Source organism: Klebsiella sp. CN_Kp097 (assembly GCF_040064495.1).
In the GTDB taxonomy this organism is placed as follows: Bacteria; Pseudomonadota; Gammaproteobacteria; order Enterobacterales; family Enterobacteriaceae; genus Klebsiella; species Klebsiella aerogenes.
In genome coordinates this window covers 26,721-50,939 of sequence record NZ_JBEAIL010000005.1, presented here as the reverse complement: position 1 = coordinate 50,939, position 24,219 = coordinate 26,721, and the positions used below count along the sequence as shown (strand labels likewise).

The window sequence follows — 24,219 nt, the reverse complement described above, 5'->3', positions numbered from 1 at the left end:
CCTGATTAACAAGTTTCTCTCAGTAAGCGTATCACACTACCAGCGCTCTGCCGCCTGATGATCGCTGTCGCGGGCATCGACCCAGCGTTCGCCATCCGGCGTCGCCTCGCGTTTCCAGAACGGCGCGCGGGTTTTCAGGTAATCCATGATGAACTCGCCGGCGGCGAAGGCGCTGCCGCGGTGGGCGCTGGTCACACCAACAAAAACAATCTCTTCGCCCGGCCACATTTCGCCAATGCGATGGATAACCGTCACCCGGCCAAGCGGCCAACGTTCCCGCGCCTGTTCGACGATTTCCGACAGCGATTTCTCGGTCATGCCCGGATAGTGCTCCAGCGTCAGCGCTTTCACGCTGTCGCCGAGATTGTGATTACGTACTTTGCCGGTGAAGGTGACCACCGCGCCGTCTTCATCGCGCTCGGCCAGCCACGGATACTCATCGCCGACGCAAAAGCGCGCCGGGCTTACCACGATACGAGTCTGCGTCATCTTAGCCCCCGGTGACCGGCGGGAAAAACGCCACTTCGTCGCCGCTCGCGACCGGATGGTCAAACGAGGTCAGCGTCTGGTTGACCGCCGCCAGCAATTTTCCTTCTTCCAGCGCCAGCGCCCAGCGGTCCCCGCGCGCGGCAAGCTGCTGACGCACGGCTTCAACGGTCGGCAATTCGCTGGCGTCGAGAGTCAGGGTATCGGTGCCAACCAGTTCGCGCACCTGGGCAAAAAACAGGACGTTAATCATGGGCTTCCTCCACCTTAAAATCGCCGGACTTGCCGCCGCTTTTCGCCAGCAGACGAACCGGGCCAATGACCATATCTTTCTGTACCGCTTTACACATGTCGTAGATGGTCAGCGCGGCAACCGAGGCCGCGGTCAGCGCTTCCATTTCTACGCCGGTTTTACCGGTCAGGCGGCAGAGTGACTCAATGCGCACGCGGTTATGCTCCGGCTGCGCCTGCAGGTTCACTTCTACTTTGCTGAGCATCAGCGGATGACACAGCGGGATCAGCTCCCAGGTACGTTTCGCGGCCTGAATCCCGGCGATACGCGCGGTGGCGAATACATCGCCTTTATGGTGGCTGCCGTCGATAATCATCGCAAGCGTTGCGGCCTGCATTTCGACGTAAGCCTCAGCGCGCGCCTCGCGTACCGTTTCCGCTTTGCCGGAGACGTCAACCATGTGGGCTTCGCCCGCGGCGTTAATGTGGGTCAGTTGTGACATAAACTATTTCTTTAAATGAGGAATGAAGTTGCACGGGCGAGTGCGCGCATCCAGCTGTGGCGCGATAATATTTTCCCACGCGGTGGCGCAGGCCTTGGTCGAGCCCGGCATCGCGAAAATCAGCGTGCGGTTGGCAACGCCAGCAACGGCGCGGGACTGCAGCGTCGAGGTGCCTATCTCTTCAAAGGAGAGCATACGGAACACTTCGCCAAAACCTTCGACCTCGCGGTCAAACAGCGGCAGCAACGCTTCCGGCGCCTGATCGCCATCGGTAAAACCGGTACCACCGGTGATCAACACCACCTGCACCTCATCGCTGGCAATCCACGCCGAAACCTGGGCGCGAATCGCGTAGCGGTTCTCTTTCACAATAGCCTTATCGACGAGGGTATGTCCCGCTTCGTGCAGCGCATCGCGCAGCCAGTGGCCGGAGGTATCGTCCTCTTCGCCGCGGCGGTTGGAAACGGTAAGAATAGCAATACGGGTCGGGATAAACTCAGCGTTAGCCTGGCTCATCTGAATGCTCCTTTCGAAAACGATTATCCGCCAATATACGACAGGTTCTGCGTAATACCGGTGTTGCCCTGATGCAGGAAATGGGTCTGCTTTTTATGGGTTAAGGCTTCGGCTATCCGCGCTTCCAGCTCGGCCTGCTGCTCGTCCTCGGCCATCAGGTCGCGCAGATCTACGCCGCCTTCGCCGAACAGACACAGGTGCAGTTTGCCAACGGATGAGACGCGAAGACGGTTACAGGTGGCGCAGAAGTCTTTTTCATACGGCATGATCAAGCCGATTTCACCGGCGTAATCCGGGTGACAAAAGACCTGTGCCGGGCCATCGCTTCGTTGACGGATCTGGTGGATCCAACCGCGGCGCAGCAGTTCATCGCGCAGCACCATACCGGAAATGTGGTGACGGCGGAACAGGTCGCTGCCCTCGCCGGTTTCCATTAACTCAATAAAACGCAGTTGAATACGGCGAGGTTTGATCCACGCGAGGAAAGTGTCGAGCTGGTGATGGTTGACATCACGCATCAGCACGGTGTTGACCTTAACCTTTTCAAAGCCGGCGGCAAAGGCGGCGTCAATACCGTCCATCACCTGCTGAAATTTATCCTGACCGGTGATGGCATGGAACTGGCGAGCGTCGAGGCTATCGACGCTGACGTTAATCGCCGTCAGCCCGGCATCGCGCCAGCGTTCGACATCACGCGCCAGGCGATAACCATTGGTGGTCACCGCGATCTGACGAATCGCGCTGTTTTCACGCACGGCGGCAATAATCTCGGTAAAGTCGCGACGTAACGAGGGTTCGCCGCCGGTGAGGCGGACTTTTTCCGTGCCAAGGGCGGAAAAAGCGCGCGTCACGCGGCGCACTTCGTCTACGCTAAGAAAACCCTTGTTGGTCACGGCGCCAGGCTTGTAGCCGTCCGGCAGGCAGTAGGTGCAACGAAAGTTACACACGTCGGTAATCGACAGGCGCAAGTAATAAAACTTACGCGCAAATGCATCAGTAAGCTGTGAGGCCATATACACCTTTCCAAGTACGGGAGGCGCGGTCATTTCTTTCCACGCCCTGGCGACAGCGCGGCTGCCGCGGCCAGAGCACCATATCTTGCGACACAGGTACTAAGGCTAGAGTGTTAGTTGGTTATGCCGATAGTAGCGCTTTAACGATGGTTTCGCCATTTTCATTTTCGCTATATAATCATCTATATATCGCTAATATCTTGCATTTTCAGTACAGAATAGCCAAAAATCACACTTTAACATTGATATCGGTCAGTTTGACGGAAACCGGGCATTATCTTTTAGGGGTAGATCGGAGACGCTAAACCCGAACATTGAACAGAAGGAATTCGTATGCGCAATCGCACTTTCGCCGATCTGGACCGCGTCGTCGCCCTTGGCGGAGGCCACGGTTTGGGGCGGGTGATGTCGTCGCTCTCGTCGCTCGGCTCACGCCTGACCGGCATCGTGACCACCACCGATAACGGCGGATCAACGGGGCGAATTCGCCGCTCGGAAGGGGGGATCGCCTGGGGCGATATGCGCAACTGCATTAATCAATTAATCGCCGAACCCAGCGTCGCTTCCGCGATGTTTGAATATCGTTTTGGCGGCAATGGCGAGCTTTCCGGGCATAACCTCGGAAATCTGATGTTAAAGGCGCTGGATCACCTGAGTGTGCGGCCTTTAGAGGCGATCAATTTGATCAGAAACCTGCTTAAAGTGGATGCTTTCCTGATTCCGATGTCGGAGCAACCGGTCGATCTGGTGGCGCTCGATCATGAAGGCCATGAAGTGTATGGCGAAGTGAATATCGATCAGCTGGATCACATCCCGCAGGAACTGATGCTCAGCCCACCGGTTCCGGCGACTCGCGAAGCGGTTGAGGCCATCGCCGAGGCCGATCTGATCCTGATTGGGCCAGGGAGCTTCTACACCAGCCTGCTGCCCATTTTACTGCTCGACGAAATGGCCCAGGCGCTGCGGCGGACCCCGGCGCCCATGGTGTTTATCGATAACCTGGGTAAGGAACATAGTCCTGCCGCCAATCTAACGCTGGCGGACAGAATGACTATTCTGGAACATTACGTCGGCAAAAAAGTGATTGATGCCGCCATCGTCGGGCCGAAAGCCGATGTTAAGGGTATGGAAGAACGACTGGTGATTCAGACCGCGCTGGACGCCAGCGATGTCACCTATCGTCATGACCGCGTGCTGCTACGCCAGGCGCTGGAGCAGGCTATTCAGGCATTAGGTTAATCCTTAAGCGGCACTATTTTAAACAAGATGACGCCTCAGATTAAAATCTTAAGGTTGTCTTAAAATATCGCTGTCAACATAACGAACATCTCCTACTACGGGTATTCGTTATGTCGTTTATTTCTTTACGTCGGCCGGTACTCAGCCGCACGGCTTATTTGACTCTCTTTGCCTGTTATATCGGTATCTTTCTTAACCTGGCCTTTTATCGCCAGGTTTTCCCGCTACTGCCGGTAAACAATCTCCATAACTGGCTGGTTTTCCTTAGCATGCCGATCGTGGCAATTAGCGTGATGAACATCATCACCACCCTCGCCTCGTTCTTAAAGCTCGACCGGGTAGTCATCAGCCTGTTTATTCTGCTGAGCGCCTCGGCGCAGTACTTTATCTGGACCTTCGGCGTGGTGATCGACCGTTCGATGATCGCCAATATCTTCGATACAACGCCTGCAGAAAGTTTTGCCCTGCTGTCGACGCAAATGGTCATCGTGCTGGGTCTCTCCGGGCTATTGATGGTACTGGTCGCCTGGTGGATTAAAGTTCGCAAACCGGCCTCTTTCTGGCGCGGCGCAGCGATGCGCCTGCTCAATATCGCCGTTTCAGCGCTGCTCATTGTGCTGGTGGCGGCGCTGTTCTACAAAGATTACGCCTCGGTGTTCCGTAACAATAAGGAGCTGGTGAAATCATTGAGTCCATCCAACAGCATTGTGGCGCTGAACTCGTGGTATGCGCATAACCGGATGGATAACCTGCCGCTGGTGAAGATCGGCGAAGATGCCAAACAGAAAGCGGTGATGCATAACGGCGCGCGTAAAAATCTGACCATCGTGGTGCTGGGCGAAACCTCGCGCGCCGAGAATTTCTCGCTGGGCGGCTACGATCGAGAAACTAACCCGCGCCTGAAGCAGGACGACGTGGTGTACTTCCCGAAAACCACCTCCTGCGGCACCGCAACCGCGGTTTCCGTCCCCTGCATGTTCTCCAATATGCCGCGCGCGCATTACGATGAAGAACTGGCGCACCATCAGGAAGGCGTTCTGGATATTTTGCAGCGCGCCGGTGTTCAGGTGCTATGGAACGACAACGATGGCGGCTGTAAAGGCGCCTGTGACCGCGTACCGCATCAGAACGTCACCAACCTGAACCTCAGCGGCGAGTGCATTGATGGCGAGTGCTACGATGACGTGCTGTTCCATAATCTTGATAGCTATATCGATAATTTACAGCAGGATGGCATTATCGTTCTGCACACCATTGGTAGTCATGGCCCGACCTATTACAATCGCTACCCGGCTGAATTCAAAAAATTCACCCCGACCTGCGATACCAATGAAATCCAAAGTTGTACGCAACAACAGTTGACCAATACCTACGACAACACCATTTTGTACGTCGACTATGTGGTTGATAAAGCGATAAAATTGCTGCAATCAAAACAAGATAGATTCACCACCAGTCTGGTGTATTTGTCTGACCACGGCGAATCGCTGGGTGAAGATGGCGTGTATCTGCATGGCCTGCCGTACTCCATAGCGCCCGATACGCAAAAACACGTGCCGATGCTGCTGTGGTTGTCGCCGGATTATCAGCAACGCTATGGCGTATCCAGCCAGTGTTTGCAACAGCAGGCGAAGACGAACGATTATTCACAAGATAATCTGTTCTCTACCCTGCTTGGCCTGCTCGGGGTAGACACCCGCGAGTATCAGGCAAAAGACGACCTTTTAACGCCATGTAGAGAGACCGGCAGATGAAAATCTTAGTCATTGAAGACGATGCGCTCCTGTTACAAGGGTTAATTCTGGCCATGCAAAGCGAAGGCTATGTCTGCGATGGCGTCGCCACCGCGCATGAAGCCGCGCTGTCGTTAGCCAGCAACCATTACAGTCTGGTGGTGCTCGACCTGGGCCTGCCGGATGAAGACGGTCTGCATTTCCTGGCGCGTATGCGCCGGGAGAAATTCACCCAACCGGTGTTAATCCTCACCGCCCGCGATACCGTGGGCGACCGCATCAGCGGGCTGGATACCGGCGCTGACGATTACCTGGTGAAACCTTTCGCGCTTGAAGAGCTCAACGCCCGCATTCGCGCGCTGCTGCGTCGCCATAATAATCAGGGCGATAATGAGCTGACCGTCGGCAACCTGCGCCTTAATGTTACCCGTCGTCAGGTGTGGCTGGCCGGCGAATCGCTGGAGCTGACGCCAAAAGAGTATGCTCTGCTCTCGCGCCTGATGATGAAAGCCGGCAGCCCGGTACATCGCGAAATTCTCTACAATGATATCTACAGCTGGGATAACGAACCGGCCACCAATACCCTCGAAGTACATATCCATAATCTGCGCGACAAGATTGGTAAAGCGCGGATCCGCACCGTCCGCGGCTTTGGCTACATGCTGGTGAATAATACGGAGTCAGAATAACGCTATGGCACTGTTTGCGACCGAAACCTGGACCATGCGCCACCGCCTGCTGCTGACCATCGGCGCGATTCTGGTGGTCTGCCAGCTGATCAGCGTATTTTGGCTATGGCATGAGAGCAAAGAGCAAATCCAGCTGCTGGTTGCCAGCGCCATTGAGGGTCATAACAATCAAAGGCACGTCGAACATGAGGTACGCGAAGCGGTCGCCAGCCTGCTGGTGCCAAGCCTGCTGATCATCGGTCTGGCGCTATATATCAGCCTGATGGCGGTGAAGAAAATCACCCGTCCGCTATCAAATCTGCAAAGCGAGCTGGAAAGCCGGACGCCGGATAATCTGCAACCCATTATTTTGCAGGAGTCGGTGCCGGAAGTGACCGCAGTGACCTTGGCGATTAATCAACTGGTGTCGCGGCTGACCCTGACGCTCGAACGGGAGCGTCTGTTTACCGCCGACGTCGCCCACGAACTGCGTACCCCTCTTGCCGGGCTGCGCCTGCATCTGGAGCTGCTGGCAAAGGTACACGGCGTCAGCGTTGATCCCTTAATTCAACGTCTCGATCAGATGACCAACAGCATTTCGCAGCTGCTACAACTGGCGCGCGTCGGGCAGTCGTTTTCCGCCGGGAGTTACCAGCAGGTGCATTTGCACGAAGATGTGGTGGAGCCTCTGCAGGATGAGTTGGCAACGATGCTCGAAGCGCGCCAACAGACCCTGGAGATAGAAAGCGGCGCAGGCGAGGATCTCATTTCTGGAGATGCGACCCTGGTGCGGGTGATTTTACGCAATCTGGTGGAGAATGCGCACCGCTATAGCCCCGTGGGGTCGAAGATTAAGATTTCGGTAAAACCGGGAAATACGCCGATTCTGGCAGTAGAAGATGAAGGGCCGGGCATTGATGAGGCCAAAAGCGGCGAGTTGAGTAAAGCGTTTGTCCGCATGGACAGCCGCTATGGCGGAATAGGCCTCGGTTTAAGCATTGTCACCCGCATCGCGCAACTGCACGATGCGCAATTCTTTTTACATAACCGCCAGCCCGGACCTGGCGTCCGCGCCTGGGTGCTATTCCCGCGCAGCGCGCGTCAGAAGGTTAATACCCATTGATGTAAGAAGGCGACCACAATCACAAAGGCGGTGGCAATGGCCAGATATTCACGGTTGGTCAGTTTTTGCATGGCGCTATCCTCATTAAACTGAGGATAGTGTCGCTGAAGAAAATTAAGCCAACATTAAGATCCTACGATAATAGCGTGACGGCAATTGCAAATTGCGCATTGCCGTCATTTTTGCACGGCTCCCCTATCACCCTTATGATGCCGCAATAAACAGTTCGCGTAGCTGATGCAATTGATCGCGGATCTGCGCGGCCTCTTCGAACTCAAGGTTCTGGGCATGCTGCATCATTTGCCCTTCCAGCTCGTGGATCTTCTGCTGCAGCGCTTTCGGCGTCAGTTCGACGCTATCGGCTTCCACCGGAGAACGGGCTTTGCCACGGCCTTTGGCTTTGGTCTTCGCGATGTTCTGACCCAGCGCCAGAATATCGACCACTTTCTTATTAAGACCCTGCGGCACAATACCGTGCTCTTCGTTATAACGCTGCTGCTTCTCGCGGCGGCGTTCGGTTTCACCGATCGCCTTCGCCATCGATGGCGTGATTTTATCACCGTAAAGAATCGCCTTACCGTTCACGTTACGCGCCGCGCGGCCGATGGTCTGGATAAGCGAGCGCTCGGAACGCAGGAAGCCCTCTTTATCGGCATCAAGTATCGCCACCAGCGATACTTCCGGCATATCCAGCCCTTCGCGCAGCAGGTTGATCCCCACCAGCACGTCGAACTCGCCAAGACGCAGATCGCGAATAATTTCCATACGCTCGACGGTATCGATATCGGAGTGCAGATAGCGCACCCGTTCACCGTGCTCTTCCAGGTATTCGGTTAAATCCTCCGCCATGCGTTTGGTCAGCGTCGTCACCAGTACACGCTCATTGATCGCCGCACGGGTACGGATTTCTGATAACAGATCGTCGACCTGCGTCGCCACCGGCCGCACTTCGATAACCGGATCCAGTAGGCCCGTTGGGCGAACGACCTGGTCTACCACCTCATCGCCGGATTTTTCCAGCTCATAGGGACCCGGCGTCGCTGAAACGTAGATGGTCTGCGGTGCCAGCGCTTCAAACTCTTCGAACTTCATCGGCCGGTTATCCAGCGCTGACGGCAGGCGAAAGCCATATTCCACCAGCGTCTCTTTACGCGCCCGGTCGCCACGGTACATACCGCCGATTTGCGGGATAGTCACGTGCGATTCATCGATAACCAGCAGGCCATCCGCCGGCAGGTAGTCGAACAGCGTCGGCGGCGGCTCGCCCGGCCCGCGCCCGGAGAGAAAGCGCGAGTAGTTTTCAATCCCCGAGCAGTAGCCCAGCTCGTTCATCATTTCGAGGTCGAACTGAGTGCGCTGGCTCAGCCGCTGCTCTTCAAGCAGTTTATTGTTCGCCAGCAGGACCTTGCGGCGGTCAGCCAGCTCGTCTTTGATCTCTTCCATTGCCTGTACGATACGCTCGCGCGGCGTAACGTAGTGGGTCTTCGGATAGATGGTATAGCGTGGAATGGACGATTCGACGTGGCCGGTCAGCGGGTCAAACAGCGATAGCCGCTCGACCTCTTCGTCAAACAGTTCAATACGCAGCGCGATATCATCGGATTCCGCCGGGAAGACATCGATAACCTCGCCGCGGACGCGGAAAGTGCCGCGCTGGAAGGCCTGATCGTTGCGGGTGTATTGCAGTTCCGCCAGCCGACGCAGGATCGCCCGCTGGTCGATCAGCATGCCGGTAGTCAGGTGCAGCATCATCTTTAGATACAGATCCGGGTCGCCAAGACCGTAGATGGCGGAAACCGAAGCCACCACCACTACATCGCGCCGTTCGAGCAACGCTTTGGTGGCCGACAGACGCATCTGCTCAATGTGTTCGTTCACCGAGGCGTCTTTTTCGATAAAGGTATCCGAGCTCGGTACGTAGGCTTCAGGCTGGTAATAATCGTAGTAGGAGACAAAATACTCCACCGCATTCTCGGGAAAGAACTCTTTCATCTCGCCATACAGCTGCGCCGCCAGGGTTTTGTTCGGCGCCAGCACCATCGTCGGGCGCTGTAAGTCAGCGATAACGTTGGCGATGGTGAAGGTTTTCCCCGAACCTGTTACCCCAAGCAGGGTTTGATGCGCAAGGCCATCTTCCAGCCCCTCTTCCAGACGGCGGATGGCTTCGGGCTGATCGCCGGAAGGACGGAATGCGGAGTGCAGCTTGAATGGTTTGCTCATATTTCAGGACCTGAAGATGGGATTGACCAGCAGGTGTTTAATTCTACCCTTCAGTTTCATTTTTGCCAATAAATAATACTGGATATAAAAACAGTATCGCATTATTGTATGGCGGCAAAAGGACGCGCGGTCGTCCGACTGCGGGCGTAAAATGCGCGCTTTGCGGAATGATCCACCAGCCTGTGTGGTTATCCCCAGAAACATTTATCATTTAACATTTGTCAAGCAAGGTAATGAATCTTTTATGGCAGCCGGTGACACTTTTCTGACAGCCATTGCTTTTATTTAACTTGCTGAAATAAAACATAATTTACCAAAAGACGGGTTTCGCGCCAATTTGCTCGCAGGCCGCGTACTCTCTAGCTTACCGCAAGTTTTCTAACTCTAATACACAAGGTTATCCACAGGAATAGTGGATAACTGCCTGCAGGCCGCGAGGTCTGCCACCCGGCAGAAAAGTCTCATCGGACCAAAGCCCGTGGCTAAAAAAAATTATCGAATTTTTTTTGATATTTATCAGCTAAAGACGGCTGGATTTTTTGCGTTTTCTGGACCACATTTCATCGTCCTGTCAACAAAAAATAGAGCCGTCTCGCAGGTTTATGCGGGTTTATTGCAGGGGGGTCAGATCCAGGTACTGCGCGAGATCCTGACGCTGCGATGCGTCGGCAAGCCAGGGAATTTCCCCCAGCAGCGGCGCTGGCAATACCCGCGTTAAGGTTTGCAGATATTCGCGATGGCGTTTACCCGGTGGCTGGATATCGTTGGCGATCCAGCCCACGAGCGGCAGCCCGGCTTCGCGTACCGCCAGGGCAGTGAGCATCGCGTGATTGATACAGCCAAGTTTGACGCCGACCACTAAAATCACCGGCAATTGCTCCTGCTGCGCCCAGTCGGCGAAGGTCAGGGTTTCCGAGAGCGGCGTAAACCAGCCGCCCGCCCCTTCCACCAGCACCCAGTCGGCCAGGCGCTCCAGTTCGCGTAAACCGCTGGAAAGCGTCGTCGCGGCAATCGGTCGCCCTTCATCGGCGCTAATAATATGCGGCGAGGTCGGCTCGGCAAAAGTATAAGGGTTAACCTGTTCATAGCGCAGCGCCACCCGGCTATTACACTGCAGGGCCAGCGCATCTTCATTGCGTAACCCTTGTGCGGTCAGGTCGCTCCCGGAAGCCACCGGTTTATAGCCCGCGGTGTTAAATCCCAGCTGATTCGCCGCCTGCAACAGCGCGCTGCTGGCGACGGTTTTACCGACTTCAGTATCGGTTCCGGTGACGAAGAAACGTTTAGTCACGTTCAATGACTCCTGTAAAAAGATGATACGTCAGCGGGCACTGGCCCTGCTGTTGCGGCCAGGCGAGCTGCAGTTCGCGCAGCTTGCCGCGGCTAAGCGGCGCAGACGCCCGCCCCTGATGTAAGTGGGTAGCGCCAATGCCCTTTAGCGAGCGCATGGCGCTTAGCGCATCGGCGAACGGTAAGCTAATCTGATGCACGACGCCTTCGGCGCGCAGGCCGCTCAGCGCCGCCCTTACCGCCTTTTCGCTGAGAAAACGGTTGGCATGGGGATGTTCATCGACCGCCCGCCACGCTTGATTGAGCTCTGGTAGCGATCCGGCGAGCAACGTGGTGAACGCCACCCGTCCGCCGGGCCGCACCACCCGGTACAGCTCGCCGATTGCCGCGCTTAGCTCGTCACACCACTGCACCGCCAGGTTACTCCATGCCAGATCGAAGCAGGCATCCGGCAGCGGCAGCGCTTCGATATCGCCCTGTAGATAATGCTGCGCGGCGCCGTTGCGTTGCGCCTGCGCCAGCATCCCGGCGGAGAGATCCAGCGCGGTAACTTCGCTTCCCGCTTCGCGCCAGTAACGGCTCATGCTGCCGGGCCCGCAGCCAGCGTCCAGCACTCGGGCAAAATCGCTCCTCGCCAACTGGCGCAGCAGCAATTCAGCGCTGCGGCGCTGCAGCTCATCATGTTGCGTATAGCCGCTGGCCGCGCGACCAAACGCCGCGGCCACAGCCTGCTTATTCACCGTGGCCATGCAGCACCTCCAGTAAACGCGCAATGTCCTCGGCCTGATGAGCGGCAGTCAGAGTCAGGCGCAGACGCGCGCCGCCGGCGGGAACCGTCGGCGGACGAATGGCGGTAGCCCAACAGCCGGCCTCGCGTAGGCTGGATGCCAGGGCCAGCGCTCGCGCGTTATCGCCAACGATCAGCGGCTGAATCGCGCTCCGGGAATCGGTCAGCCCCAGCGCAACATCGCCCATTCCAGCGCGGAACTGACGGATGCGGGCGCTCAAGAATTCCCGCCGCTGCTGGCCCTCATCGCTACGAATGATCCGCAACGCCGCGCTCAGCGCTACCGCCTGCGCCGGCGGCATCGCGGTGCTGTAGATGAGATGACGGGCAAACTGCAGCAGATAATCGGCCATCGATTCACTGCACAGTACCGCCGCGCCGCTTACCCCAAACGCCTTGCCGAAGGTGACTACCAGCAGCTCCGGGCGAACCGCCTGCGTATGACAGCTTCCGCGCCCTTCATCGCCAATCGCCCCGATTCCGTGAGCATCATCAACAAGTAATAATGCTCCGGCGCTGCGGGCTGCCGCCTGAATGTCAGCCAGCGGCGCGCTGTCGCCGTCCATACTGAAAATCCCTTCGGTAACGACTAACTGCTGGCCGTCCAGCGGTTTCGCCAGCAATTGAGCAAGCTGTTGCGGGTCATTGTGGGTAAAGCGGCGCAGCTGCGCCGGGCTGAGGCTTGCCGCCTCCAGCAGGGAGGCATGGCTCAGGCGATCGGCCACAATGCGATCGTCTTTTTCCGCCAGCGCGGCAATCAACGCCTGATTCGCGGCAAAGCCGGAGATAAACAGCAACGCGCGCGGATAGCCCAGCCAGTCGGCAAGTTCCTCTTCCAGCGCGCGATGCGCCTCACTATAGCCGCTAACGTGGCCCGATCCGCCGGAACCGACGCCATAACGTTCCGCCCCTTGCTGCCAGGCGGCGATAATCGCGCCATGCTGGCTCAGGCCCAGGTAGTCATTACTGGAGAAGTTGAGCCAGCGCTCCCCTTCACGCTCCAGCCAGCGTCCGGCGCCGTGGCTTACCGGCAGGCGGCGGCGAAAAGCATCCGCCGCCCGCCGTTCGTCCAGCGCCCGATCGATTCGTTGCTGCCAGCTCATAGCGCCGCCGCGTTGTAGTATTCCTCAGTGTCGGGGGTGAGTAAGGCCTGCTCCAGGCGCTGCTGCTGCTCATTATCACCTTCCAGCACCGCCGTCTGCTGCGGATTGATCCCCAGCTTGCGGAACAGCTGCAGGTCTTTATCTTCTTCCGGGTTAGGCGTCGTCAGCAGCTTGCAGCCATAGAAAATCGAGTTAGCCCCGGCCATAAAGCACATCGCCTGGGTCTGCTCGTTCATCTGCTCGCGCCCGGCGGAGAGACGCACGTAGGAGGTTGGCATCATGATGCGCGCAATGGCGATCGTGCGGATGAAATCGAAGGCGTCGACATCGTCGTTATCCGCCAGCGGCGTACCCTTAACCTTCACCAGCATATTGATTGGCACGCTTTCCGGCGGCGTTGGCAGATTAGCCAACTGCAGCAGCAGCCCGGCGCGATCTTTCACGGTTTCCCCCAACCCGACGATCCCACCGGAGCACACTTTAATCCCGGCATCGCGTACCTTATCCAGCGTATCCAGACGTTCCTGATAGGTACGGGTGGTGATGATGTTGCCGTAAAATTCCGGTGAGGTGTCGAGGTTATGGTTGTAGTAATCCAGCCCCGCGCCGGCCAGGCGCTGTGCCTGACTATCGGTAAGGGTACCGAGCGTCATGCACGACTCTAGCCCAAGCGCCTTCACACCTTTGACCATCTGCTCCAGATACGGCATATCGCGGTCATTGGGATTCTTCCACGCCGCGCCCATGCAGAAGCGGGTCGAGCCGGCGTTTTTCGCCTGACGCGCTGATTCCAGCACCTGCTCGACTTCCATCAGGCGCTCGGATTCAAGACCGGTTTTGTAGCGTGCGCTTTGCGGGCAATATTTACAGTCTTCCGGACAAGCGCCGGTTTTAATCGACAGCAACGTACTGACCTGCACCTGACGCGGGTCAAAATGCTGGCGGTGGATTTGCTGCGCTTCAAAGAGCAGATCGATGAGTGGTTTATTAAATAACTCAGTAACTTGCGACATTGTCCAGCGTGCGTGGTGAGCCATTGGCCTCTCCAAAAGGTTTTGTTAATTTGCGGTTCGGTTTATACTCGTAAACCTAAATGTTTTCAAAATGGTTTACAAGTCGCTTATGACACTGGACGATCTCGCTTTCGATCGGCGCCACATCTGGCACCCCTACACCTCTATGACTTCCCCCCTGCCGGTCTACCCGGTGGTTTCCGCCCACGGTTGCGAGCTGTCCCTCGCCGGCGGCGAACAGCTGGTTGACGGCATGTCCTCCTGGTGGGCGGCGATCCACGGCTACAATCACCCGCGCCTGAATGCGGCGATGAAAGCGCAGATCGACCAGATGTCGCACGTGATGTTCGGCGGGATCACCCATCCGTCGGCGGTGGCGCTCTGTCGCCAACTGGTGGCGATGACGCCGGAATCGCTGGAGTGCGTTTTCCTCGCCGATTCCGGTTCGGTGGCGGTAGAAGTGGCGATGAAAATGGCCCTGCAGTATTGGCAGGCTAAAGGCCAGCCGCGCCGTCGTTTCCTGACCTTCCGCAACGGCTATCACGGCGACACCTTCGGCGCGATGTCGGTCTGCGATCCGCAGAATTCGATGCACAGCCTGTGGCAGGGCTACCTGCCGGATAACCTGTTTGCCCCCGCGCCGCAAAGCCGCTTCGACGGCGAGTGGGACGAGATGGATATGGCGCCGTTTGCCCGCCTGATGGCCGCGCATCGCCACGAAATCGCCGCGGTGATCCTCGAACCGGTAGTCCAGGGCGCCGGCGGGATGCGCATGTACCATCCAGAGTGGCTAAAGCGAGTGCGTAAAATGTGCGACCGGGAAGGGATTTTGCTGATCGCCGATGAGATTGCCACCGGCTTTGGCCGTACCGGCAAACTGTTCGCCTGCGAGCATGCCGGTATCTCCGCCGATATTCTGTGTCTGGGTAAAGCGCTGACCGGCGGTACCATGACCCTTTCTGCCGCTATCACTACCCGAACGGTAGCTGAAACCATCAGCAATGGCGAAGCCGGCTGCTTTATGCACGGCCCCACCTTTATGGGTAATCCGCTGGCCTGCGCGGTGGCAAGCGAAAGCCTGCGCCTGCTGGAGAGCGGCGAATGGCAACAGCAGGTAGCGGCGATTGAAGCCCAGCTGAAGGCCGAGCTGGCTCCGGCACGAGAGTCAGAATGGGTCGCCGACGTGCGCGTACTCGGCGCGATTGGCGTGGTTGAAACCCGTCATCCGGTGAACATGGCCGCTCTGCAGCGCTTTTTCGTTGAGCAAGGGGTATGGATCCGCCCGTTTGGCCGGCTGATTTATCTGATGCCACCGTACATCATCAGCCCACAACAGCTGACTCGCCTGACCCGTGCGGTCAATATGGCGGTACAAGAAGAAACATTTTTTAGCGAATAAACAGCGGAATTGCGCCGTCGGGAAAGCTACACTTCTTTGTTAATCAGCGCATTATCAATGAGGATGAAGCATGAAACTGACCAGCCACGATCTGCAAGACGGCGGCAAGCTGCCTAATCGTCACGTATTCAACGGTATGGGGTACGATGGCGATAATCTTTCGCCGCATCTGATGTGGGACGACGTTCCCGCAGGAACCAAAAGCTTTGTCGTCACCTGCTACGACCCGGATGCGCCGACCGGTTCCGGCTGGTGGCACTGGGTGGTAGCCAACCTGCCTGCCGATACCCGGGTTTTACCGCAGGGGGCCGGTTCCGGTCAGGCGGAGCTACCAGAAGAGGCCATTCAGACCCGCACCGATTTTGGTAAGGCCGGCTACGGCGGCGCGGCGCCGCCGAAGGGGGAAACCCACCGCTACATTTTTACCGTACACGCGTTGGATATCGATAAGATTGATATCGACGCCGAGGCGAGCGGCGCGATGGTCGGCTTTAATGTCCATTTCCATTCGCTCGCCAGCGCTTCCATCACCGCCCTGTTCAGTTAATTATCCCCCCGGATAGCGGCTTGCGCCTTATCCGGGCAACCCGCGGCACCGGTATATTGTCGGGTGGCGCTGCGCTTACCCGACCTACGGTCCGTGCGGCCTGCCTTTAATTTATTCACCATGCTTGCTGAAACTGCCGTTGTTGGCGGCCAGAGCCCGGGGGTACAGGGGGCGGCGACTGGCCGCCCCCTGTGCGCTCCCTGCGCCATGAGGACATAACGCAGAAGAAATATCGGGAGCGCAATGTGTCGGAATTAACACAAAGCACATGTTTTCCCCGACCAAAACCGTTGCAAACCGATAACAGTATCTACGGTCCAAACGTAGCCCCGGTAAGCGCAGCGCCACCGGGGAGATTGACCTTACTGTTCCGTGGCCACCTGCAGCGCGGTTTTACGCACGCGCGCGTACCACACCACCGTCAGCAGCCCCAGCCAGACCAGCCCGGCTAACAGCGCCACGCGCGTCTCTTCCACCATTCCCAGCACGGCGATCACCAGCCCCATAAACAGTAGCGTCAACAGCGGGCCAACCGGCCAGAAGGGGATCGGGAATTCGATCTTACTGCGCTCTTCGGCCGACAAACCGCGGCGCATCGAGAAATGAGAGAGCAGGATCATCAGCCACACCCAGACGGTGGCGAACGCCGCCAGCGAGGCAATCAGGACAAAGACCTGTTCCGGCATCAGATAGTTAAGCACCACCGCCACCAGCAGCGCCACGCCCATCACCACAACCGTCATCCAGGGTACGCCGTTGCTGGCGATCCGCTGGAAGCACTTCGGCGCAAGCCCCTCTTTCGACATACCGTACATCATGCGCCCGGCGCCAAAAATATCGCTGTTAATCGCCGAGATACTGGCGCTAATCACGATGATATTCAGTACAGTCGCCGCCGCCGGGATCCCGAGGCCATCAAAGATCAGCACAAACGGACTGCCCTGCTCGCCAAAACTATTCCACGGGAAGATCGCCATCAGCACCGCCAGGGTGCAGACGTAAAACAGAATAATACGCAGCGGAATGGTGTTGATGGCCTGCGGGATGACCTTCTTCGGATTCTGCGCTTCCGCCGCCGTGACGCCGATAATCTCTACACCGCCGAAAGCGAACATCACGATGCCAAGCGAGGCGATGATCCCCTGCCAGCCATTTGGCGCAAAGCCGCCGTGGCTCCACAGATTTTCCAGCCCGGTGGCCGGGAAACTATGGCCAAAGCCAAAGAAAATAATCCCCGCGCCCGCCGCCATCATGGCGATAATCGCTACCACTTTAATCAGCGACAGCCAGAACTCCATCTCGCCGAACACCCGCACGTTGCACAGGTTCATCGCGCCAATAAAGAAGATGATGCTGAGGATCCAGATCCAGCGCGGCACATCGGGGTACCACAACCCCATATAGATACCGAATGCGGTGACGTCGGCCAGCGCCACGATCACCATTTCAAAGGTGTAGGTCCAGCCGGTAATAAATCCGGCCAGCGGCCCGAGATACTGGCGAGCGTAGCTGCCGAAGGAGCCGGAAACCGGATTGCGCACCGCCATTTCACCCAGCGCGCGCATGACCATAAAGACCGCCGCGCCGCCGATCAGATAGGCCAGCAGCACCGCCGGACCCGCCGCCTTAATGGCGGAGGCCGAACCGTAGAACAGCCCGGTGCCGATAGCGGAACCGAGCGCAATAAAACGAATGTGTCGGGCATTCAGCCCGCGCAGCAGATGCGGTTTGTGTTGTTGTTGCATATACAGGTGTCCTGGTTTTTTTATATGACGACAAATATGCGATGTAGGACGGCCGGGGGGATGACATCCCCCCGACGCGGGTACAGAGAACAACGGTGATTAATTCAGGCCAGGCAATACGGCAGGCAGCAGACGCGTCAGGTGACGTGCGGCCAAAAGCTCGGTGGCATTTTCAATATCAGGAGCGAAGAAACGGTCTTGGGTATAATGCGGCACGCGTTCGCGCAGCAGATGACGCGCCTCTTCCAGCAGCGGACTGGTGGTCAGCCCTTCGCGCATATCCAGCCCCTGCGCCGCCGCCAGCCACTCAACGGCCAGCACCCCGCGGGTGTTTTCCGCCATCGCCCACAGGCGACGACCGGCAGCCGGCGCCATCGAGACGTGGTCTTCCTGGTTCGCGGAGGTGGGCAGGCTGTCAACGCTATGCGGGTGCGACAGCGCTTTGTTTTCACTGGCTAAAGCCGCCGCCGTGACCTGGGCTATCATAAAGCCGGAGTTGACGCCGCCATTTTTCACGAGGAACGGCGGCAGCTGCGACATATGGCTGTCCATCATCAGCGCGATGCGGCGCTCGGAGAGCGAGCCGATTTCCGCGATCGCCAGTGCGATATTATCCGCCGCCATCGCTACCGGTTCGGCATGGAAGTTACCGCCGGAGATGACGTCATTTTCGGCGGCAAAGACCAGCGGGTTATCGGAGACCGCGTTCGCTTCGGCTAACAATACTTCCGCCGCCTGGCGGATCTGCGTCAGGCAGGCGCCCATCACCTGCGGCTGACAGCGCAGAGAGTACGGATCCTGCACCTTGGCGCAGTTATGATGCGACTGCGAAATCGCGCTGTCATCGGTCAACAGGTGGCGATACAGCGCCGCCGCATCAATCTGACCACGCTGGCCGCGCACCTCGTGAATACGCGCATCGAACGGACGACGCGAACCCAGCGCCGCTTCGGTGGTTAACGCCCCGCAAACGACCGCGGAGGCGAACAGATCTTCGGCTTCGAACAGACCGCGCAGCGCAAAGGCCGTCGACGCCTGGGTGCCGTTCAGCAGCGCCAGACCTTCTTTCGCCGCCAGGGTAATCGGCTCCAGCCCCGCCTGACGTAACGCTTCCGTCGCCGGCAGCCATTCGCCGCCGCGTACCCGCGCTTTGCCTTCGCCAAGCAGCGTCAGCGACATATGCGCCAGCGGCGCGAGGTCGCCGGAGGCGCCGACGGAACCTTTCGCCGGGATCCACGGCGTCACGCCGGCATTGACCAGACCAATCAGCGCCTGGATCACGCTCAGGCGGATCCCGGAGAAACCGCGGGACAGGCTGTTAATCTTCAGCACCATAATCAGGCGCGCCAGGTCATCGTCCAGCGGCTCGCCAACGCCTGCCGCATGGGATAGCACCAGCGAACGCTGCAGGTTCTCCAGATCTTCCGTCGAGATACGGGTCTGCGCCAGCAGGCCAAAACCGGTGTTGATACCGTAGGCGGTCCGCCCTTCGGCGAGGATGGCGTTAACGCAGGCCACGCTCTCATCAATTGCCGCAAACGCGCTGCTATCAAGGGTAATGTTCAGCGGGTGGCTGTAAACGTCGCGGAGCTGCGACAGGCTCAGTTGCCCCGGAATTAGCGTTAAAGATTTCATTTAGCGTTCCCCTGCGTTGCCGCAACCATCGGAAGATTCAGACCCTGTTCCACCGCGCATTCAATGGCGATATCGTAACCCGCGTCGGCATGACGCATTACGCCGGTCGCCGGGTCGTTATGCAGGACGCGAGCGATACGCGCCGCCGCTTCATCGGTACCATCACAGACGATAACCATCCCGGAGTGCTGCGAGAAGCCCATGCCTACGCCGCCGCCGTGGTGCAGCGACACCCAGGTCGCGCCGCTGGCGGTGTTAAGCAGTGCGTTGAGCAACGGCCAGTCAGATACCGCATCCGAGCCGTCGCGCATGGCTTCGGTTTCGCGGTTCGGGCTGGAGACGGAGCCGGAATCAAGGTGATCGCGGCCAATCACGATCGGCGCGGAGACTTCGCCGCTACGTACCATTTCGTTAAAGGCCAGCCCCAGCTTCTGCCGCCACTCCAGACCTACCCAGCAGATACGCGCCGGCAGTCCCTGGAAGCTGATGCGCTCGCGCGCCATATCCAGCCAGTGGTGCAGATGCTTATCATCTTTAATGATCTCTTTCACCTTCGCGTCGGTTTTGTAGATATCCTGCGGATCGCCGGACAGCGCTACCCAACGGAACGGGCCGATACCGCGGCAGAACAGCGGACGGATATACGCCGGCACGAAGCCCGGGAAATCGAAGGCGTTGCTGACGCCCATTTCCTGCGCCATCTGGCGGATGTTGTTGCCGTAGTCGAAGGTCGGTACGCCCATGTCATTAAAGGCCAGCATCGCCTGAACGTGGTCGGCCATCGAGCGTTTCGCCGCCAGGATAGTGCCTTGCGGATCGGATTCGGCTTTCTGCTGATACTCCTCCCAGCTCCAGCCTTTCGGCAGATAGCCGTGCAGCGGGTCGTGGGCGCTGGTCTGATCGGTGACCATATCCGGGCGTACACCGCGTTTCACCAGTTCCGGAACGATATCCGCGGCGTTGCCGCACAGCGCGATGGAGATAGCGCGGCCTTCGGCGGTGTATTTTTTGATGCGCGCCAGGGCGTCATCCAGAGAAGTGGCCTGTTCATCCACGTAGCGGGTACGCAGACGGAAATCGATGCGGCTCTGCTGGCATTCAATGTTCAGCGAGCAGGCGCCTGCCAGCGTCGCAGCCAGCGGCTGTGCGCCGCCCATGCCGCCCAGACCGGCGGTTAACACCCAGCGACCTTTCAGGCTGCCCTGATAGTGCTGGCGACCGGCTTCGACGAAGGTTTCGTAGGTGCCCTGTACGATGCCCTGGCTACCGATGTAGATCCAGCTGCCGGCAGTCATCTGGCCGTACATCGCCAGCCCTTTGGCATCCAGTTCGTTGAAGTGTTCCCAGGTGGCCCAGTGCGGGACCAGGTTGGAGTTAGCGATCAGCACGCGCGGCGAGTTTTCATGCGTTTTAAATACGCCGACCGGTTTGCCGGACTGCACCAGCAGGGTCTCATCGCTTTCCAGGTTTTTCAGCGCCTTCACGATAGCGTCATAGCATTCCCAGTTGCGCGCAGCGCGACCGATACCGCCATAGACCACCAGCTCATGCGGGTTTTCGGCGACATCGGGATCGAGGTTGTTCATTAACATACGCAGCGGCGCTTCGGTCAACCAGCTCTTGGCGGTCAGCGTCGTGCCTCTCGGGGCACGTACGTCCAGCTGGCGATATTTGCTTTGCGACATCGGGGTTTCTCCTGACAATTAACGTTGTGTACCTAGATACATATACTTGTCTATACAACTCTACGCAAGCCAGGATTTAACAGAAATGATACAATTTTGTTATATTGCGTCAGCAATCACGTTTTGCTGACGCCAGGGAGAATTACGAGCTGAAATGGCCCTGCAGACGGTAGCGCGCGCCAGGGAGAATTACGAGCTGAAATGGCCCTGCAGACGGTAGCGCGCGCCGGGGAACAGCAGGCGAGCGTGTGAGACAATATGCGTCGTCGACCAGGTGCGGCGGCGAATAAGCAGGCAGGGATCGTGCGGCAGGATGCGCAGCAGCGCGCACTCTTCTGACGTCGCCTGCACCGCCTCGACGATATGTTCGCCTTCGGTTAACGGCGCAATCAGCGACAGATAATCATGCGGCGTGGTGGCGGTGTAATCCTGTAATAGATAGTCTGGCACCACCGCGGCATTGACGCAGCGATCTTCAATTTGTACCGGGACATCATTTTCAAAATGCACCATCAGCGAATGAAAGATACGCGTGCCTTCGGCGACGTTGAGCGCCTCCGCCTGGATAACATCCGCTTCGGTCTCCTCTAAAAGCAGCACCTCACAGCGGTGCTGGTGACGGCGGGAGGCAATCTCATCGGCAATGCTGCGCACTTCAAATAGCGCCGACTGCCCTTTCGGCTCAGCGACGAAGGTACCGACGCCCTGTAGCCTCACCAGCAAGCCTTCATCCGTCAGCTCTCGCAGCGCGCGGTTGATGGTCATTCGGCTGAAGCCGAACTGGGCGACCAGTTCAGCCTCCGAGGGAATTCGGTCGTGCGGGCGCCACTCGCCGCGGTGGATCTTTTCGCTGATCGCCTGCTTCACCTTTTCATAGAAAGGCGCGGGCGCGGAACGAGGTTGTTGTGCAAACATGGCCTGGCTTTCCTTATGCGTAATAGGCGGAGCGGCGAAACGAAAATAATAGCGCGGATCGCTAGCGCCACCAATGGGCGATTTGCCATGCCAGACGGGCCGCCGCGCGGGCGCCCTGTCCGTCGATGTCAAATTGCGGATTAAACTCGACCAAATCCACCGCCTGAAGCTTACCGCTGCGGCACAACGGCTCAACGATCCGCAGCAGGGTCGCCAGCGGCACGCCCAGCGCCGCCGGCGCGGAAACCGCCGGCATTTCGCGCGCTGGCAGCACGTCGAGATCGATAGTCAGATACAGACGGTCGAATTGCGCGATATTGCGCTCAAGCTCCGGCAACACGCGTGTTTCGAAGGCTGCCAGCACCTCCAGATCCTCAACGATAGCCACCTGGCGGCGCGCTGCTTCATCCCATAGCGCCTGGGTGTTCGCCGCCCGGCTAACCCCGATGCAGGTATAGTGAAAACCTCGCTGCTGCGCTTCACACTCCAGCGCCAGCTGGCGGAACGGCGTCCCGGAACTGGCGCATTCGGCAAAGCGTAAATCCAGATGCGCATCGAGATTAATAATGCCCACTTTTTCGCCCGGGAAGGCGTCCAGTACCCCAGCGCCGTGGCCGAAGGCCGTCTCGTGGCCGCCGCCCAGCACCAGAGTGCGTTTGCCGGCTCGTTGACAGACGGCCACCGCCTCGCGTAGCACCTGGTGCGCGGCTTCTAACTGTTCGCCATCGACGCTAATCGTGCCCATATCCACGCAGCGGTCATGGCCCTGATGACTGGCCATATTGGCTAAGGCCCGGCGTAACGTTTCCGGGCCATCTCCGGCGCCGGTGCGCCCTTTATTACGCCGTACGCCTTCGTCGCAGGCGAAGCCGAGCAGCGCGATATCGCCAGGCATCTCCTGCGGCGCGAAGCGTTCCGCGCGGGCGATGGTCTGGAACAGGCGCAGCGCATTGGGCGCCTCCGCGCTATCATCACGCCCCTGCCAAAGGTTCGCGGGGGTAGCTTGCCACAGCATCATTGCAGTTCTCCTCGTACCACGCGCCCCCAGAGCGGCGCGCGCCCCGGCTCATACACCATCTCGACCGGGTGCTCGGCATCCCAGATAGCGAAGTTTGCGACAAATCCCGCTGCCAGCTGACCGTGACTCTCCTGTCGCCCCAGCGCCCGCGCGGCATGGCGAGTTACCCCGGCCCAGGCCTCTTCCGGGGTTAAACCAAACTTGACGCAGGCCATGTTCATCGCCAAATGCAGGCTAGCGAAGGGGCTGGTGCCCGGGTTGAAATCGGTCGCCACTGCCATCGGCACCTGGTACTTGCGTAACAGTTCCACCGGCGGTTTGCGGGTTTCATTAAGGAAGTAGAACGCGCCGGGGAGCAGGGCTGCCACGGTGCCGCTTTCGCGCATCGCCGCCACGCCCTCTTCCGTCAGATACTCGATATGGTCGGCGGAAAGCCCATGATAGCGGCTCACCAGTTGAGCGCCGCCCAGCGACGAGAGCTGCTCAACGTGGCCTTTTACCGGAATGCCCAGCGCCTGCGCGGCCTGAAATACGCGCTCGGTTTGCTGTGGACTAAAGCCGACGTTTTCACAGAAGACGTCAACGCTTTCAAACAGCCCCTCTTGCCACAGCGTCGGCAGTATGGTCTCGCAGACCAGCGAGATATAGCTATCGGCGTCGCCATGATATTCCGGCGGCGTGGCGTGGGCGGAGAGCAGCGTCGCCGACAGTTCCACGCCATTGTCGTCAGCCAGTTGTCGGGCGACCCGCAACATTTTGCGTTCGTTTTGCAGATCGAGACCGTAGCCTGATTTAATCTCCAGCGTTGTCACCCCTTCACGCAGCAGGCGCTCCAGACGTGGCTGCGCCAGCGCCAGTAGTTCAGCTTCGCTGCTTTCGCGCGTGGCGCGCACGGTGGAGTTAATGCCGCCGCCGTTGGCGCTGATGGTTTGATACGACACGCCGTTCAGCCGCTGCTCCCACTCCTGCGCCCGGCTGCCACCAAAAATCAGGTGCGTGTGGCAGTCAATGAGACCCGGCGTCAGCAGCCGGCCTTCGAGGTCGATACGACGCCCCACCGGGGCGTCAGCGTCGTCGACGATCGCCTCGATACGGCCGTTACGCACCAGCAGCGCATGGCGCTCCAGCAGGCCGTATGGTTGAGAAGAATCAGGATTCAAAGTGGCGAGACGCACGTTTCGCCAGATAACGAGTTCAGCGGTGGCTTCAGTCATAGCATTCAACTTGTCATGGGTTGTATAGACATTTATTTTCATAACGCCGGTAATGTCAATAAAAGCGCGGGTAAATGTTATTTTTTTGTGACTAAAGACGTTCCATCAGCGCTTCGCGTTGCGTAAAGAAGTGAAG

At 58.3% G+C, this 24,219-nt stretch carries 22 protein-coding genes and 1 riboswitch; of the genes, 6 read left to right on the top strand and 16 right to left on the bottom strand.

Annotated features, from left to right (window positions below; translation table 11 throughout):
• Positions 1 to 36: 36 nt before the first annotated feature.
• The 5 genes from moaE to moaA all read right to left on the bottom strand — a co-directional run bounded on the left by moaE (position 37) and on the right by moaA (position 2,749).
• Positions 37 to 489, bottom strand: coding sequence for a molybdopterin synthase catalytic subunit MoaE (gene moaE / locus ABLV07_RS06995; protein ID WP_045386643.1), 453 nt, complete (start codon positions 487 to 489; stop codon positions 37 to 39).
• 1 nt (position 490) lies between these two features.
• Positions 491 to 739, bottom strand: coding sequence for a molybdopterin synthase sulfur carrier subunit (gene moaD / locus ABLV07_RS06990; protein ID WP_015367604.1), 249 nt, complete (start codon positions 737 to 739; stop codon positions 491 to 493).
• Entirely contained in the window at positions 732 to 1,220 is a 489-nt protein-coding gene (gene moaC, locus ABLV07_RS06985; RefSeq protein ID WP_015367605.1) for a cyclic pyranopterin monophosphate synthase MoaC, read from the bottom strand. The genes moaD and moaC overlap by 8 nt, the downstream gene beginning before the upstream one ends.
• Before the next feature lie 3 nt (positions 1,221 to 1,223).
• Positions 1,224 to 1,736 (bottom strand): molybdenum cofactor biosynthesis protein B, encoded by a 513-nt coding sequence (gene moaB / locus ABLV07_RS06980; protein ID WP_020079310.1) that lies wholly within the window; start codon positions 1,734 to 1,736, stop codon positions 1,224 to 1,226.
• 23 nt (positions 1,737 to 1,759) lie between these two features.
• Positions 1,760 to 2,749, bottom strand: a complete 990-nt coding sequence (gene moaA, locus ABLV07_RS06975) for a GTP 3',8-cyclase MoaA (RefSeq protein WP_059304916.1) — start codon at positions 2,747 to 2,749, stop codon at positions 1,760 to 1,762.
• Positions 2,737 to 2,874, bottom strand: a riboswitch (molybdenum cofactor riboswitch). (Overlaps the previous gene by 13 nt.)
• A 208-nt stretch (positions 2,875 to 3,082) precedes the next feature.
• On the opposite strand from moaA, the gene yvcK reads away from it, so the two are divergent.
• The 4 genes from yvcK to pmrB all read left to right on the top strand — a co-directional run bounded on the left by yvcK (position 3,083) and on the right by pmrB (position 7,512).
• Positions 3,083 to 3,988, top strand: a complete 906-nt coding sequence (yvcK, locus tag ABLV07_RS06970) for a uridine diphosphate-N-acetylglucosamine-binding protein YvcK (RefSeq protein WP_015704803.1) — start codon at positions 3,083 to 3,085, stop codon at positions 3,986 to 3,988.
• A gap of 110 nt (positions 3,989 to 4,098) precedes the next feature.
• Positions 4,099 to 5,742: a phosphoethanolamine transferase EptA gene (gene eptA / locus ABLV07_RS06965; protein ID WP_015704802.1), complete on the top strand. Its 1,644-nt coding sequence runs from the start codon at positions 4,099 to 4,101 to the stop codon at positions 5,740 to 5,742.
• Entirely contained in the window at positions 5,739 to 6,410 is a 672-nt protein-coding gene (gene pmrA / locus ABLV07_RS06960; protein ID WP_032705592.1) for a two-component system response regulator PmrA, read from the top strand. The genes eptA and pmrA overlap by 4 nt, the downstream gene beginning before the upstream one ends.
• Before the next feature lie 4 nt (positions 6,411 to 6,414).
• The gene (gene pmrB / locus ABLV07_RS06955) at positions 6,415 to 7,512 is read left to right on the top strand and encodes a two-component system sensor histidine kinase PmrB (RefSeq protein ID WP_042895160.1); all 1,098 of its coding nucleotides are present in this window, start codon (positions 6,415 to 6,417) and stop codon (positions 7,510 to 7,512) included.
• Positions 7,513 to 7,716: 204 nt separating this feature from the next.
• On the opposite strand, the gene uvrB is transcribed toward pmrB, so the two are convergent.
• The 5 genes from uvrB to bioB all read right to left on the bottom strand — a co-directional run bounded on the left by uvrB (position 7,717) and on the right by bioB (position 13,949).
• Positions 7,717 to 9,732: an excinuclease ABC subunit UvrB gene (gene uvrB, locus ABLV07_RS06950; protein WP_015367612.1), complete on the bottom strand. Its 2,016-nt coding sequence runs from the start codon at positions 9,730 to 9,732 to the stop codon at positions 7,717 to 7,719.
• Between the two features lie 610 nt (positions 9,733 to 10,342).
• Positions 10,343 to 11,023, bottom strand: a complete 681-nt coding sequence (gene bioD / locus ABLV07_RS06945; protein WP_032712919.1) for a dethiobiotin synthase — start codon at positions 11,021 to 11,023, stop codon at positions 10,343 to 10,345.
• On the bottom strand, positions 11,016 to 11,771 hold the full coding sequence (gene bioC / locus ABLV07_RS06940; protein ID WP_032712952.1) for a malonyl-ACP O-methyltransferase BioC: 756 nt from the start codon (positions 11,769 to 11,771) through the stop codon (positions 11,016 to 11,018). The genes bioD and bioC overlap by 8 nt, the downstream gene beginning before the upstream one ends.
• Entirely contained in the window at positions 11,755 to 12,912 is a 1,158-nt protein-coding gene (gene bioF, locus ABLV07_RS06935) for an 8-amino-7-oxononanoate synthase (protein WP_032712918.1), read from the bottom strand. The genes bioC and bioF overlap by 17 nt, the downstream gene beginning before the upstream one ends.
• Positions 12,909 to 13,949, bottom strand: coding sequence for a biotin synthase BioB (gene bioB / locus ABLV07_RS06930; protein WP_008805734.1), 1,041 nt, complete (start codon positions 13,947 to 13,949; stop codon positions 12,909 to 12,911). The genes bioF and bioB overlap by 4 nt, the downstream gene beginning before the upstream one ends.
• Positions 13,950 to 14,034: 85 nt before the next feature.
• Here bioB and bioA point away from each other — a divergent pair, with 85 nt between their 5' ends.
• Positions 14,035 to 15,324, top strand: coding sequence for an adenosylmethionine--8-amino-7-oxononanoate transaminase (bioA, locus tag ABLV07_RS06925; protein ID WP_032712951.1), 1,290 nt, complete (start codon positions 14,035 to 14,037; stop codon positions 15,322 to 15,324).
• A 70-nt stretch (positions 15,325 to 15,394) separates the two neighbouring features.
• Positions 15,395 to 15,871: a kinase inhibitor gene (locus ABLV07_RS06920; protein WP_015367619.1), complete on the top strand. Its 477-nt coding sequence runs from the start codon at positions 15,395 to 15,397 to the stop codon at positions 15,869 to 15,871.
• Between the two features lie 362 nt (positions 15,872 to 16,233).
• Here ABLV07_RS06920 and ABLV07_RS06915 read toward each other — a convergent pair whose 3' ends face one another.
• The 6 genes from ABLV07_RS06915 to hutI form a co-directional block, all read right to left on the bottom strand.
• Positions 16,234 to 17,616, bottom strand: coding sequence for an amino acid permease (locus ABLV07_RS06915; protein ID WP_015367620.1), 1,383 nt, complete (start codon positions 17,614 to 17,616; stop codon positions 16,234 to 16,236).
• A gap of 99 nt (positions 17,617 to 17,715) precedes the next feature.
• The gene (gene hutH, locus ABLV07_RS06910) at positions 17,716 to 19,251 is read right to left on the bottom strand and encodes a histidine ammonia-lyase (protein WP_015367622.1); all 1,536 of its coding nucleotides are present in this window, start codon (positions 19,249 to 19,251) and stop codon (positions 17,716 to 17,718) included.
• The gene (gene hutU, locus ABLV07_RS06905; RefSeq protein ID WP_126027589.1) at positions 19,248 to 20,936 is read right to left on the bottom strand and encodes a urocanate hydratase; all 1,689 of its coding nucleotides are present in this window, start codon (positions 20,934 to 20,936) and stop codon (positions 19,248 to 19,250) included. Before hutU ends, hutH begins: the two co-directional genes overlap by 4 nt.
• 189 nt (positions 20,937 to 21,125) lie before the next feature.
• On the bottom strand, positions 21,126 to 21,851 hold the full coding sequence (locus tag ABLV07_RS06900) for a histidine utilization repressor (protein WP_015704791.1): 726 nt from the start codon (positions 21,849 to 21,851) through the stop codon (positions 21,126 to 21,128).
• A gap of 61 nt (positions 21,852 to 21,912) precedes the next feature.
• On the bottom strand, positions 21,913 to 22,869 hold the full coding sequence (hutG, locus tag ABLV07_RS06895) for a formimidoylglutamase (protein WP_042895638.1): 957 nt from the start codon (positions 22,867 to 22,869) through the stop codon (positions 21,913 to 21,915).
• Positions 22,866 to 24,125 carry an imidazolonepropionase gene (gene hutI, locus ABLV07_RS06890; protein ID WP_162184285.1) on the bottom strand — a complete coding sequence of 420 codons (1,260 nt, stop codon included), beginning with the start codon at positions 24,123 to 24,125 and terminating at the stop codon, positions 22,866 to 22,868. Before hutI ends, hutG begins: the two co-directional genes overlap by 4 nt.
• Between the last annotated feature and the right edge of the window lie 94 nt (positions 24,126 to 24,219).